Consider the following 14,743-nt stretch of genomic DNA (forward strand, 5'->3'; position numbering starts at 1 on the left):
AAGGCTAACGTTTTATACAGGGAAAAGAAGTTCCGGAATCACACCGGATTTCCTTAAATCGGTCTTATAAACCGAACCACGCCTGGTTATTCTGTTTTTGCCTTTCTTTCCCAAAAAACAATCTTTTAATACATTTATAAATGTATATGTCCGCGTTTAATAAGATGCTTTTTAGAATTTTTGTCAAATTGATATTATTCTACCACTATCAATTAGAAAATTATAACAGTTTTGCCAATAACTGTCAACAACAGGCATTTCCATCGTGCAATATAGAGCATATACATTGTTGCCTTTTTTGAGACATATGAAAAAAGTCCAGCTGTCAACTCTTAAAAGAGAACAAACAGCTGGATCTTATTTTACGAGAAAAGTGTATTTGCTAAATCATTTTTCTTCGTAATGATTTCCTACATCGTCTCCGAGATTGCAGGTATACACCCATTCAATCTTATCTCCATCCTTAGGTTTATATGAAGACGCTCCATAATTTGGAAACACTCCATTTACACTATACATCCACCCTGACTTTTTGCCACAGTCGAATTCATAGAGCTGATTGATTCCTTCAACATAATAGTTGTTATACAAAGGCGTGTATCTGGAAGAAATTTGTATTCTATTCTTTTCACAAATGTCCTTTAAAATATCAAACACAGTTTCACCTGTTGTAAATTTCACGCTTGTCGATGAAAGAATCCAGCCGTCATTTGGAATAAATTCTTTTTTTGTTTCCTTCAGCTCGTCCATGTTGTCAAGCACAGTTCGACAATCAATAGATATGGTACATGCAGCCGGTTCCCCGGAATTTTTATCAGTTCCACAGCCAATAGCAAAATTGCTGCAGAAAAGGAGAAAACAACAAAAGATTATAGCAAATCTTTTCCTTATTTTTATATCGTAATTCATAATTCTTTTAATTTATCCTGCCCATTTTCTTTACCTTTATATTGCAACAGTAGAAGACATGTGAACTCACCCACCGCCTGTATTGCGCTTAGAGACGGGATGAATCCGCATTCAGAATATATCTTCTACTGCTGCTTGTTGAATTTATTTGACTAATCAGCCGCCGCATGCTCGTGACTTCAGTCGTGAGTAAGGCGGCTTCTTTTCATCCATTTTTCCAGTAAGATTTCTTATAAAAACCAGCCATTCCTTCTGAAAAATAACATATTAAAGGTAAGAAAACTCTCAGGAGGTACGGCATGGCAATCACAGCAGAACAGCTCCCGGATGGGACTTTCCGGTTCCACGGACGGGCAAACGACATCACCATACAGAAGAATAAAGCCCTGGAACCGTTCGGCAAACAGGTACTCAATTACGGACAGGTGTTGCGTCTGCTCCCGACGCCGGAACAGGCACAGGACCTGAACCAGCAGATCGGGAATGCCCGGTTTGTTCGCAACCGCTATCTGGAAGAGCGGATCCGTTTGTATCAGGAAAAGAAACTCTCCCTTGGAGTTGAAACATTTAAAAAAGAATACCTTCCAAAACTGAAGGAAGAAAACCCGTTTCTCCGAAGGTCAGACAAATTCGCCCTGGAAGCAGCCCTTCAAAGCGTAGACTCTGCTTACCGGAACTTCTTTTCCGGAAGATCCGGGTTTCCAAAGAAGGCATCCCGGTTCAAGCCGAACGGCAACCGGTATACCACCAAACATACAAACAACAACCTTTCCCTTGCCCTGGATAAGGACGGGCTGCCATGCATCAAACTCCCGAAAGTCGGAAAGGTCCGTATCGTACTCCCGGCTGGGAAGACGTTTTCAGGTTTGTGCCCGTCCGGGACTTCCATAAAGAAAGCGACCATTAACCGGCAGGGTGACAACTACGAAGTCTCCCTTGGGATGGAGACTGTCATCGACCAGATCCATCCGGTAGAAGAAGTCTCCGTATCTGATATCCTGTCCGCTGACATGGGGCTTAAGGACTTTGCAGTCCTTGGGGATAAGGAAGGTTTCCTGAAGATCCGGAACCCCAGATGGATCAAGATACACGAAAGGCGCCTGCGCCGGTTCCAGAAAGCCTTATCCAGGAAACAGTATGACCGTAAGACCCATACCGGGTCAAAGAACTGGTATAAGGCTAAAAAGAAAGTCACAAAGGAACAGCGTAAGACTGCTGACCAGAGGAAGGACTTCCAGCATAAGCTGTCCCGGTGTATCGCAGACAGCTGCAGGGTGTTCGTCTGTGAAGACCTGAACATCAAAGGCATGATGAAGAACCGGCACCTGTCAAAAGCAGTCGCTTCCGTTGGATGGTATGGGTTCTTTCAGAAAGTGAAGTATAAACTGGAACGTACCGGGGGTCGGTTCCTGCAGGTCTCCAGATGGTTCCCGAGCAGCCAGACCTGCAGCTGCTGCGGTTATAAGAATATAGATGTCAGGAACCTCACCGTCCGGGAATGGACCTGTCCGGAATGCGGCAGTTGCCATGACCGGGACGGCAACGCACAGCAGATGATCTTAAAGGAAGGCATCCGCCTCCTGAAAGAGATGGACGTAAAAGTAACCATGTAACCGCAACCGCAGAGACATAACCAAAGATCATGTATCCGTAAGGAAATAACCCGTATACCAGCACGTAACCAGTAACAGAGCACCGGTACTCCGTGGAAGCGGAGGAGCCGTGGGTAAAGTCCACAAAAGCCTGCACCCTGGATACCATGGACGGAACGGAGAAGGCTCCCTTCCGAGAGCCGGATAAGACCTCTCCAAAAGGGAGGCTCCGGCAGATGAAGCAGGAAGATGGAAAAGGAATAGGAGATCCTGTCCATAAGTACTATTCCTTTCCATCAGAAGCCCGCGACTTTAGTCGTGGTTACTTCACAGTTATTTTTACTTTTTTTGTAACTTTCCCAGATTTTACCGTAATTGTAACTTTACCTTTTTTCTTTGCTTTCACCACACCGTTTTTCGTAACGGTTGCGATCTTCTTATTAGAAGTGGTGTAGGTAACTTTCTCCTGGGAAGTAATTGGAGCAACAACTGGTTTTAAAGTAAGGCTCTTGCCCTTCTTCAAGGTGAAATTGGTTTTTAAACCCGTTATCTTCGTAGTCTTTACTTTTGTACTTTGTACTTTTACCTTTAAGATGGCTTTCTTGCCACTTTTTAATGTTACAGTAATCTTTGCATTTCCAGTCTTCTTACCAGCTTTGATCTTTCCACTTTTATCAACGGTCACGATCTTTTTATTGCTGGAAATCCAGGATTTCACGGAATCACCATTTGCCAGACCGGTAACCTTTACTTTCGTAGTGCTTTGTTTTTTCTGAAGCTTAATGGACGTTGCATTTAACTTTATGGTTGCTGTCAGCTTGTTTCCGTTATCCCGTGTCTTTTTAGCACCGCAGATAGTGCAGATACCTTCCTGTTTCTCTGGAGCAAATACGGTAGCCTGGGAAATGACTGTCCAGGTAAAGTTATGATCGTGTGTAAGCATCGGGATCACTTCCGCCTTAGTTGCTCCGCATACAGTACAGGTATAAACCTTTTCCCCGGCTGCAGTATAGGTGGCCTGCTTGGTGACGGTTCCAGTATCATAGGAATGCTGGCTGGTTTGTGGAATAACTTCTGTTTTTGTATAGCCGCACACCAGACAGGTAAATTCCTTCTTTCCCTCTGCTTTACAGGTAGCTGCAGTTATTACCTTACCATCTCCGAAGATATGCTTCTGATAGCCGCCTTTTTTGGTATTATCGGTAATATCACAGGTTCCATATCTGGACACACATTCATGCCAATGGGATTCTGAGTCATAAGACCAGCTTTCCGACCACTCATGTTCGTGTTCCTTCCGGTAGTCATCTGTATAATGGAAAACGATCTCGTCTCCATCTTCCAGATACTGCTCTTTTACGCCAAGATCAGAATGGAAACCATTTAAAGTGTACATCCAGCCGCTATAATCCCCGTTTGTAAATTCAGCAAGTTCCGGTTCTCCTGCCCGTGTAATTCCGGCAATATAATTCTCTTCTTTTGCAGAACGATAGGTCATGTTATTTTCTGCAAAAGCAGTCTTTAATACTGCAAGCACATTTGCATTTCCATCCATCTTGTAATCTGTCTTTTTGATCCAGGTTTCCAGGTTATCATTATATAAGGTATGGCAGGTTCCGTCTGTATCACTGTTATGTACGCTGTCTCCAAGAAGGGTAAGGCTGACGGTGATCGTTCCGGCATCCTTCTTCAGTACAGTTACGGTCAGCTGGGTAAAAGCTTCTTTATAAGAAAGCTTTAAGGTCTGCTCTCCACGCTGATTTTTGTTATATCCCTCAATGGTAAGATCTGTCCACGGGACCTCCTGTTCGGTACCATCACTGATAAGGGCTTTTACCTGCATTCCTGTAAAATCAAGGTCTTCCCCAATATCAAATGCAGTACGGTAATCGCCGCTAATCTCCAGGGAATCTACTGTAATCCGCAGACCTTCTGTAGAAAACAGTTTATCCATATCTGTCCCGAGAGGATCGTCAGTACGGTTAAAGCCTGTTTTCCAGCCACAGCCGGTTATCTCCGGGCAGTCTGTAGTACCATTTTCTGTATTAAAATAGGTAGATCCGCTTGATGTCTCATGGGAAGTGTTACTGGTATCAATATATTTTACGAATCCAATACCACTTGTAGCTCCGCAATCCTTTGAATAATAATTATTCGAAATCGCATCGATCCGGTTCAGACTGTCATAGAAACCAATGATTCCACCTATATAGGAAGCATTTTCACCAGTAGCCTGGACTTTTCCTGTGAAGGAATTATTTCTAAGGGAATACTGACAGTTATCCCAAGTCTGTGCCACATAGGTATCTCCACCTAAAATGCCGCCAACCTTATCTGCACCTGTAACAGTTCCTTCAGATACACAGTTATTAATAGTAACCTTTGTTCCATTTGGAGCTGAAGAGCTATCATATCCGCCACCAACAATACCTCCGGCATGCTGCCCAGAAGCAGTTACTGTACCATAGAATTCAGATCCGATGACTTCACAGGTTCCCATAGCATTATCACGGGTTCCAATGATACCACCTACATAATCTGTTCCATAAACATCTGCATAACTCACACAGTTCTTGATAGTTCCCTGCATACGCCCTGCGATGGCACCAATCTGGCTCTGTTTTTTGTCATATCCAACGACAACTCCTTTTTCAATAGTACAGTTTGTAATGGTTGCTACAAATGCAGCAGAACAACCGGCATAACCATTTACAGTCTTATTGGCTCCCAGAAGTCCGGACTTTAAGGTGCTGGAGCCACTCTTTAAAGTTACATTATCAATCTCAACTGCACTACCAGAAAGACCGACACCTTCAAAATTATTAACCAGTCCGTAACCAGCAATCTTTTTTCCATAGATGTTCAGGTTGCGGATTCTGGTATTTCTGACATATCCAAACAGCGGAAGTCCGCCTTCTGGAACTGTAATTGTGTGACCGGCTCCATCAAAAATACCGCTAAAAGCATTTAAGTTTGCACCTTTCTGCAGGTTTACCCTACCATCCTTAGTGGCTCCGATTGGTTTCCATCCATCTGGAAGAGTAATATCCGCATCCATTTTGAAATAAGCATCTGAAAAAGCAAATCCGTCTTTATTTACTTTTTCACGCAATGCTTCCAGATCAGAAGCTGATTTAATAATGTATGGGGATTCTTCTGATCCGTTTCCTTCCCATGGCAGCGGTTCTTCCGTAACAGTAACAGCAACTGGATCAGAAACTATTTTTTCACTGGTTAAAGTATTCGATTCTGCATTTTTCCCTTGTTCATAAAACAAATCGTTACGCTTATACCAAATCTGACAATAATAGTATGTAGTTCCAATTTCAGAAACTGGCGGTTTATAGGAACTTTGGGTTGCTCCAGCAATAGCGAATCCGCTTTCATTATTGCTTTCAGTATTTTTATACCATTGATACTGTGCATTTCCTTGATCTACTACTGTTTTTAAGCCAACTTCCAGCGTTTCTGTTAAAGGTTTCCCCTTAATCCAGGAAATAGGCTGCGGCTGAGTTTCTATCTTTGGAATTTCAAGTTCATTTGATACTACTGCAATTTCTGTAAATTTACTTTTTGAAGAATATGTTTTTCCATCAATCTCATAATTGACAATGCAACAGTAATATCTTGTAGAGAAAGCGGAATCCGTGGGAACTTTATAGCTTTTTTCCTCACAATCAATTTTAACGTATTTATCAAAACTAATATAATCAGGAACATAAACCCTATCTGGTAAAACGACATAATACCATTGATAACTTAATACTCCTTTTTCCGGTTTCAGTACATCTGCATTTGCCGTCAGAACAGGAGATTCGGAATTCTTATAAACATCTCCGTATTTTCCAGAAATATCTAAAGTTACTTCTGGAGTATAATCTATATCTCCAGGAGTTATGATAATCGTATAGTTTGTATCTTTTGATGTATGATATTCTTCGTTTTTTTCCAATGTAAATGATATTTTGCACTCATTATAAGTCTCCCAATCTGGAAAAAAACGAATACCTGTAGGGATAGAAACCGTTTCTGCTCCGGTAATATTGAGTTTGTTTGTATTATAGAATAATTCTTCTATACTGCCATAATTAGTGCTTGCATCCAAGTCAAAATATTCTGAGTTACATGGTACTTTTATTTCAAGACTCTGGTCATCTATTGTATCCTTTAAACCAGTTGATACTTCATGTCCCCAAAAGTCTTTTAATTCTATATCTGTTAGATGTGCTCTATAATATATAGGAACATTTACAGACTGCAAAAGAGCTCCATTTTTTCGGATTTCAAACTTTATAGACGAAGTAACATTAGAGCATTGAAAAACAGTTGTGTTTTTTAGGAAAGTGTCATTTCCATCTAATAATTTAACTCTACAGATACTTCCATCTTGTGGATTGGGATAGACAGCATAAACAACTGAACCATCTGGTGTATTATCAGCAAGATCAACACTGGCAAAAAAATTTCCACTACTATATTCTGCGGGAATCCATAAATCGTTTTCTCCAGCTATAGCAGACGTTTCAAATTCTTTTGTTTTTTCTCCTGCTTCTACACGCAAATGAATTTTGTTGATATAATCTCCCGGCTGTTCATTTGCAGAAACAACTGTAACAATTGTATATGCGGCAGAAATATCTGTTACTTCTGTTCCTTCAGCAGTAGTAATTAATTTTTCAGCAGTAACAAAATAACTCTGACCAGCTTCTAACTCCGGCAGTGTTACATTTCCCTCTGAGTCTGTAAGTAAGCCTTCCTGTTTGACACCGTTAATATAAATACTAGCATCCGCACAATTTGAAAAACTTCCACCATAGTCATTACGCTGCCTCAGCTTTAGTGTTATTTTCTGTCCCTGGGTATATGTTGCTTCTTTTTCTGTGAAAAACGCAAACTTATCCTTGCCGCTGCGAGCCTGTATAAAAAAATGCAGTTCATCACCGTTTTGTACGGTACGACTGAGAGCAGAACCCAGGTTTCGGGTATCATAATTCAATACAGACTTAATATTTGGAACATCGCTCTTGTCATATCCCCACAATTTATATATTATGCCATCATATATCCCATTTTTATCTTCGTGGTAATCATATCCTACCTCTGAACCTCCCGGATAATAAAGATCATGAGCCAGCTTTAAGGTATCGTCCATATTATATGTACTTTTGCCAGTAAGCGTAATGGATCGCCCAGCCATCGGATTACCGTCTTTATCATTCAAGAACTTTCCATCTTTGCTGACACTTACCGTAACCTGTACTTCTTGGGCTTCTTCGTTAGATTCTTCCGGATCGGTTCCGTTATTAAAAAGAGTATTCTCCTCTTCTGACAGGTTTTCCGAATCGGTAAAACCATCATTTTCAGTTTCTTCTATTTTCTCATCATCAACAAAATCGGTGTTTTCTTCCTCTTCAACATTAGCAGCATTTTCCGTTTCTAAAAAATCGTTGTCTGCAGAAATATCAGTTTCGCTGATCCATCCTTCCGCAAACACGTTTACCGGAATTTGCAGAACTAACAAAAAAACAAGCAGCCAACTGGCTAATTTTTTCCATAGTCCTATTTTTTTCATTTATTTCAGACTCCTTCCCTTTAAAAAAGGCCCCTCTTCCTTACGGAAGAAGAGCCTCCATTATTGGTGCTTATTTTACTTTTACAGTTACCTTTACGGATTTATTTCCGGATTTTACAGTGACCTTTGCTGTTCCTTTTTTCTTTCCGGTTACGACACCGTTCTTAGAAACAGTAACGATTTTCTTGTTGGAAGTGGTGTAAGTAACTTTCTGTTTAGAGGTAAATGGAGTTACCACTGGTTTCAGGGTGACTTTTTTGCCCTTCTTAACTGTTACTTTTGTATTAGCTACGGTAACCTTTGTGGTTTTTACAGCAGTTTTCTGTACCTTCACAGTTACAGTCTTTTTCAGGCCACTTGCAAGAGTGATCTGGAGTTTTGCAGTACCAGCCTTTTTTGCTTTAATCTTGCAGGTTCCGTTTTCTTTTCCTTTTACGGTAAAGATCTTGGTATTGGTGGATTTCCATGTTTTTACAGAATCACCTTTTGCAAAACCTGTTATCTTCAAGCCAGAGGTGGACTGTTTTACTTTTAGCTTTACGCTGGAAGCGTTTACAGTAGCAGTCGCTTTTAAAGCAGTACCTACTGTCTTTGTCTCCTTTTCTCCACAAGTCTCACAGATTCTCTCCTGCTGCTCTGGTGCGAAAACAGTTGCTTCTGCGGCTATTTTCCAGTCACCAAACTTATGTCCAGTTGCTTTGATTGCTTCTGTTTCAGTTACATCACATCTGCTGCAGGTTTTGGTAATCACGCCATCAGCTGTACAAGTAGCTTCTTTGGTAACTTTAGATGTAAAATCATGTCCAAATGCTGGAATTTTCTGCTCATCTGTTTTCTCATCGCATCTGGAGCAATGCTTGCTCTGCTTACCGTCAGTTGTGCAGGTAGCTTTCAGATCTACAGTGTAGTCTTTGGCGAAATCATGTCCAAGTGCTGGAATCTCTTCTGTAACAACATCGTTGCATCTACTACAGGTTTTGGTAAGAGTTCCTTTTTCAGTACAGGTAGGTGCTACTGTTGTTTCAACATAATCATGTCCAAGAGCATCAATTTTCTGGACATCATTTCTTTCTTCACAGCCTGGATTTTCACAATGTTTGCTCTTCTCGCCTTCTTCTGTACAAGTCGCTGGTTTATCAACAGTATATTCATCAGAATAGCTGTGACCTAATGCTGGAATAACATTTTCAGTATCATTTTGATAAGAATAATGCTGACCACATATGTCACATACTCCTACTTCTTTCCATCCAGGCTCTGTACAAGTTGCTGGCGTTGCATCTACGGAATCTTCTTTATAATGAATTGTAGCTTCTTCTGGATAGCTGGAACCGCTTGCAATTGCATCCCATTCTGTTTTACTACCATGATAACAAATGGACGTAAAATTAGAACATTCAAGGAACGCATCTTCTCCAATTGTTTTTAACAATGTAAAGTTAGCTTTTTTTATAGGTGTATAGGCAAACGCATAAGCACCTATATTTTCTGTTTCAGAAAAATCAAAATGAGATAAGGCTGCACAGTTTATAAATGCATAGTCTTCAATTTTTACTGCTTTAAGATTAATTTGGTTCAATGAACTACAGCCTTTAAAAACAGCTGAACTTAATTGAGGAATAGTAGAATCACACGTAAAAGAAGTTAGTTTTGAGCAACTTTCAAACGCAGATTCGCCTATATAAGTAAGCCCTTTCACATTAACAGTTTCCAAAGACTCGCAATCAGCAAACGCATTTACACCAATTGAAACATCACTTTGATTAAAATTAAGTGCTTTTAAACCACTTTCAGCAAAAGATGCTTGATCTATGCTTGTAACTGATTCAAGATTAATTGTTTCCAAAGCTGACAATTCATAAAAGGCAGAACGCCCAATCATTTTTACAGATGGAGCTAAAACAACATTCTTTAAATTTGGATATGAAGATTTTCTATTATCAAAATTCAAATTTCCAATTTTAGTAATGTTGTCTCCTATTATAACTGTTGACGCATTTCCAACTTCCTTATTAAGCTTATACCAATCACTTCTAGTTCCATTTGACACAGTATCTGGTAAAGCACATGGTTCCGAAGCTTTAAATGAAAGTGTTTGGGTTTCACTGTCATATTTAAAAGAAATTTTAGGTTCTTTTTTTAAAGGAGTCCATCCGTCGGTGGTAGAATCATCTTCTTCCGTAGAATATGCTTCCATTTGAGACGAAAACACTTCTGTGTCTTCTACGCTTCCATTAGATATAAAATCATCATTAAGATCTTCATCATATGTATTTACATTATCTATATCTTCATCAATCTCTTCTGCGCTACAGAATGAATCATTTAAAGCTTCTGCGCTCGCATTAAGCGGCGCAGAAGCAATTAAAGATATTGTTAACGCAGAAATTATACAATATCTTATTCTCATTAGTTTGTACCCGTTTTATCTGCTTTTGTACCCCATCCAAATCTTGTTTCATCATAGCTTAACACCATTGAGACAACTTCTTTATCATTTCCTACAGATTTAACTGGCAAATAAGTTTCACCAAGGGTAGTCTTTGGATATGAAGATGTATCTTTCAACGTAAGTTTATCTCCTGGATACCAGCTCCAGGCACTTCCAACCCAGATAGCACCGATCATTTGGTCGTTATCATCGTACTCCTCTTCAGTGTTTCCGCCCTTAATTCCCCAAGTTTCGTTTCCAATTTTAATAGCACTTAAATATTCTGCATGATCCTTATCCCATACAAAAGAATATTTACCATTATACTTTGTCTGAGCTGCAGCTTTTTCTAATGCCTGTTTATAAGTTATCGTACTTTCGACGCCTGATACTTCCAGAACAGGTTCAGTTCCAAATGTAGTGAGGTCTTCAGTTCCAAGATACGTATTGCTAGTAGTACCCTGATGCCACTCTCTAAAATATACCTTTAAAGTTGCCGCCTGTGCTGCCACACCTGTGCTAAGAGTCATTGCTGCTGCGATTGCTACTGCACTGAGTTTTTTAATCATTTTGTTCATCATACTTGATTTCTCCCTTCTTGAGACATCCATTGTCTTCTACGTGTTTTTTCAGAAATAGAGTTACGTTTGCCTTAGCCTTAGGCCCCTCCTTCCTTTTTCTAACTATTTTCCATGTTCAAAAACCCTTAATCATCGGGCAAGCGCTTTGATCATAGAAAACAGCTTTTAGACAATAAAAGCGGAGTCCTCCTGATCGCAGGAAGCTCCGCCTATACAACGTGTTGGATATGCTGACTCAAAGCATCTTTGCTTCACACAGGTAAACACTCATTGGTTTAGTTCCAGAGTCACACTGGATTTCCTTAAACAGATTCATATTTGAATCCGACCGCGCCTGGTTATGTAATTGCTACTTTCAATATAGCATTTGTTCACAATTTTGTCAATAAATTTCAACAAAATATTTTTCTTTATCCAAAATAATTTTATTCAATTTTAAACTTAAATTCATATCAGAGAAGTTGCTGAGACATAGCGAAGAAAGAATTTTTGAAATCAACATTTTATTGTATCGGTAAAGGAGACATTTTTCGTTGGCCGGTTATAATTCGGTGGATGGTGTTTGAAAGCTGATTTATGAAATAATATCAAATGGGACTAAATGGCATTAGATAGCAGCGCAGGAAAAGAAAATAATTATATGACACCAAATATCACTAAGTAGTACCAAAAGATCAATGAAGGGGACAAAAATTAACCTTGAAACTGTCACATTTGGTGTTCAAAAAAATTGTTGGTTCCGTGTGTTATTGAGTGTTATCTAGTACTAAATGGTATCAAATAACACACAATATCAGTGCAAGATAACATGAGATGACACTATATATTGTGAAATGGACGTAGATGTAATCTGCTAATCGCAGACATCCGGGAACGTAAATGCAACGCGCACATTCACATTTGGATCAATATTCCCATTTTCGTCACATTTCATAATAGAATTAACTTCACCACCTATATATCTAGCGGATTTGTCAATTTTGAGCAATATTTCATCATTTAAAGCTAAACTAAAAAGTCATTAAATATCGTTCCAACTGTATTTATATTTCTATGTTCCATTCGTATCCTCCTCTGCTCTTTTGATTCTTGCTGTTACGGTTTCCGGTAAGCATTCAAACGCTTCTGCAATTGCATTTTTACTGTATCCTTCCAGAAACAGCTTTTTCATCATTTTTTCCTGCTCTTTTTTCTTCAGCTTTTTCAGGGAGGAATCCCTGATCTTATGCTTCAGGATTTTTTTACTTAACGGATGATCCGGTCCATATTGATAGATCTTCCAGGCCTCCGCTGCGTTCAGCCCGCACACAATTGCCAGTACTAGGCAATAATAGCCTGCATACTCTTCATCTTTTATGCCATCACCCTCTTTATAGTTCTAAAGTTTTTCGGTTCCCGGCATTTTCCATTTATGCATGTCCTCCTTCCTGTTCTGCAAGAAACTTTTTTACGCCTTCCCGATCATATTCTGCCAGCTTTTCCAAATCAAAACGCACCAGCCGATAATCACAAAATCCAGAATGCTCCACTCTTTGCAGCACTTCTCCAAGCTTGTATTTTCGGATAAACGAAAGCTTATACTTGCACTCAAAATCTGAGATAAATGCTTCGTTTTTTTTTATATTCTCACCTGGCAAGCTTACTGTTAAAATGTCATACAGTTCCTCTTCCTGATCTTTTTTCTTGATCATTGCGATAAAAAGCCTGTTTTTGCAACGATAAGAATCCACTTTCAAAATGAGTTCTTCTTTGCACAGACTTCCTTCGTATTCCAAAGTTTTCTGTTCCATGTTCTTCCTCCGATATGCTTATATTTTTTTTGAATTATCCAGTAACTCCTTTCCATTGTATTTGCTCCCTTTGCCTGGATTCTGGAATTTTTGACAACAAAAAAAGACACCAAAAATCCATTCCAGGTTTTTGATGTCTTTCTATATTTTCCAGATCTATTGTCTCAAATGATTGCTTCTGATTCGCACCAGAACTAAATTTCCCTGTATAGAGTGCTATGCATAAACGATAATTCGATTATAGAATAGCACAATATATAGTGTGCGTCAATTACATGTTTCCATATATTGTATTTTCGTTTTCTCTGACAGTCTGCAGCTTCACGTATCAGGAGCATCGTCTCTCCATAAACCATTTATCAAATTCATAGTATAAATGACTCTCTTTTCCATTCACCATTACGGTGTAACAAATTCCGGTTCCACCTGCTTTTCGACTAGCACAGCGCTCCCTTGCAAGAATACGGTCCACATGATATTTTTCCCCATCTTCCCAGATAAAGTCCACCGGGCTCATAGTTCCATCTTTGTCAAAATTGACAAGGACATCCACATATACTTTTGCATTTTCCATTTACCAATTACCTCCCATTAAAATACCCTATCGGATGAACCGTGTGGGAACTTTGTGCATCCAGACTTGCAAGAGCTTTATCCTGATACATAAAAGCTTTTTGCACACTGAAATAGCCAAACCGTCTGCGGATGTCATCCACCGCCTGATCCATTTTCTCCTGTTTTTCTCGTTGTTCCTCGCTCACAAATAAGTTAAACTGTATAGGAATATCGGATAATACCAGACTTTCTGCACGAACGCCCAGGCTTCTGATCGGATGCTGCCAGTTATAATGTTCTCGAAAGAGCTCGTTGGCAGCTTTCATAATCTCATTTGTAATATCCGTGGGACGCTCTAACTTTTTCTGCCGGGAAAAAGAATATAACCCATTATCCCGGATACTGATGGATACCACCTTGCATTTAAACCCATGTTTTCGAAGCCTGGCTGCAACACTTTCCGCTAACGCCATCAATACAATCTGCACATCCAGGTTATTTTCCAAGTCCCTGGGAGTTGTGGTACTATTGCCAATAGATTTAACAGGTGCTTCATATCCCTGGGGTGATACTGGCGACTCATCCCATCCATTTGCAAAAGTATAAAGCACCAGACCCATTTTTCCCAATAAACGTTCCAGAAATTTAGGATCCGACAGGGCAAGCTCGCCAATTGTTTTAATCCCATAACGGTTTAATGTATTTCTGGTAGAACGTCCGACGTACAAAAGATCTGCAGCCGGAAGTCTCCAGAGCAGTTCTTTGTAATTTTCCTTCGTAAATGCCGTAATCCCATCAGGCTTTTTGTAATCACTTCCAAGCTTGGCAAAAATCTTATTCCAGGAAATCCCAATGCTGACTGTAATTCCCAGTTCTCTTTTCACCCTCCTGCTTATCTCCTCTGCGATTTTCCTTCCGCCCCCTTTTAAAACTGTGCTGTCCGTAACGTCTAACCAGGCTTCATCACATCCATACGGTTCAACCAGATTCGTATACTCTCCATAGATTTCCCTTAACATAGAAGAAAACTTTAGATACAGATCCATCCGGGGTGGAACAATCACAAGATCCGAACAGGCTATTTTTGCCTGCCAGAGTGCCTGTCCAGTCTTTACCCCCTTTTTCTTTGCAATGTAATTGGCGGTCAATATAATCCCATGCCTGGCTTCCGGATCCCCGCCTACAGCCATGGGACACCCGGCATATTCCGGATGGTATAGCATTTCTACACTGGCATAGTCGGGTAAGAGAAGAGCATTACTGTCCTTCCCTCCCCTAAGAACCGTACGTGATAGTTTCCCATCATACGGCTC

Annotated in this window: 9 protein-coding genes; 1 reads left to right on the forward strand and 8 read right to left on the reverse strand. The window is 40.0% G+C overall.

All coding sequences use genetic code 11. The features are described 5' to 3' along the window. Positions 1–387: 387 nt before the first annotated feature. Positions 388–909: a DUF4430 domain-containing protein gene (locus tag AB5170_RS17330; RefSeq protein ID WP_173717057.1), complete on the reverse strand. Its 522-nt coding sequence runs from the start codon at positions 907–909 to the stop codon at positions 388–390. Positions 910–1,208: 299 nt separating this feature from the next. On the opposite strand from AB5170_RS17330, the gene AB5170_RS17335 reads away from it, so the two are divergent. Beyond that, positions 1,209–2,522 carry an RNA-guided endonuclease TnpB family protein gene (locus tag AB5170_RS17335; protein WP_173717056.1) on the forward strand — a complete coding sequence of 438 codons (1,314 nt, stop codon included), beginning with the start codon at positions 1,209–1,211 and terminating at the stop codon, positions 2,520–2,522. Positions 2,523–2,823: 301 nt separating this feature from the next. Here the strand turns inward: AB5170_RS17335 and AB5170_RS17340 are convergent, their stop codons facing one another. From AB5170_RS17340 to AB5170_RS17370, 7 genes are all read right to left on the reverse strand, one after another. Next, entirely contained in the window at positions 2,824–8,073 is a 5,250-nt protein-coding gene (locus AB5170_RS17340) for an Ig-like domain-containing protein (protein ID WP_368361904.1), read from the reverse strand. Positions 8,074–8,143: 70 nt separating this feature from the next. Further along, on the reverse strand, positions 8,144–10,483 hold the full coding sequence (locus AB5170_RS17345) for a leucine-rich repeat protein (protein ID WP_173717054.1): 2,340 nt from the start codon (positions 10,481–10,483) through the stop codon (positions 8,144–8,146). After that, entirely contained in the window at positions 10,483–11,085 is a 603-nt protein-coding gene (locus tag AB5170_RS17350) for a hypothetical protein (RefSeq protein WP_173717053.1), read from the reverse strand. Before AB5170_RS17350 ends, AB5170_RS17345 begins: the two co-directional genes overlap by 1 nt. A 1,051-nt stretch (positions 11,086–12,136) precedes the next feature. Further along, the gene (locus AB5170_RS17355; protein WP_226815952.1) at positions 12,137–12,394 is read right to left on the reverse strand and encodes a hypothetical protein; all 258 of its coding nucleotides are present in this window, start codon (positions 12,392–12,394) and stop codon (positions 12,137–12,139) included. Positions 12,395–12,494: 100 nt separating this feature from the next. Further along, the gene (locus tag AB5170_RS17360; protein WP_173772898.1) at positions 12,495–12,875 is read right to left on the reverse strand and encodes a DUF4313 domain-containing protein; all 381 of its coding nucleotides are present in this window, start codon (positions 12,873–12,875) and stop codon (positions 12,495–12,497) included. Between the two features lie 328 nt (positions 12,876–13,203). Further along, a complete protein-coding gene (locus tag AB5170_RS17365; RefSeq protein ID WP_148462976.1) occupies positions 13,204–13,449 on the reverse strand; it encodes a hypothetical protein in 246 nt (81 codons plus the stop codon). A gap of 7 nt (positions 13,450–13,456) precedes the next feature. Continuing rightward, positions 13,457–14,743 (reverse strand): DNA polymerase IV (locus tag AB5170_RS17370; protein ID WP_368365117.1); only part of this gene is annotated, 1,287 nt, incomplete at its 5' end.

The sequence above is a fragment of the Ruminococcus sp. RTP21484sp1_RTP21281st1_A8_RTP21281_210402 genome, from assembly GCF_040914025.1.
GTDB lineage: Bacteria > Bacillota > Clostridia > Lachnospirales > Lachnospiraceae > Blautia_A > Blautia_A faecis.